We start from the raw sequence: 331 nt of genomic DNA on the forward strand, positions 1-331 counted from the left end.
CGCCGATGCACGCCTTGCTCGATAAACTGCCTCAGGCCACAGCCACTATGACATGCGCCTGAATTTTGGCCGCGACCTCACCGCTACCGTGCCTATCCGCAATCACCGATGCGGCATAGTCCGTCGCCGCTTCCAGTTTGCCCGCGTCCCTGGCCTCGATTTCGTTGCGAAGGGGGGAGCCCTGACAATAGCCAACGGCCGGAATGCGCGGCGAGGATGCACGACTTTGTTCGGCCCGCGTCTCGATCACCACTCGGGAGAAACCTGCGTCCTCCAGCTCGCGGCGGATCAGTGCCGTATCGTGGTAGCCGTAAGGCGTGCGGGCCAGAAA

Annotated in this window: 1 pseudogene; it reads right to left on the reverse strand. The window is 62.8% G+C overall.

Annotated elements, in window-relative coordinates:
• Nucleotides 1–31: 31 nt before the first annotated feature.
• A pseudogene (locus EN845_RS34325) lies at nt 32–331 on the reverse strand (SAM-dependent methyltransferase); the annotation flags it as partial.

The organism is Mesorhizobium sp. M8A.F.Ca.ET.202.01.1.1, from assembly GCF_004791595.1.
GTDB lineage: Bacteria > Pseudomonadota > Alphaproteobacteria > Rhizobiales > Rhizobiaceae > Mesorhizobium.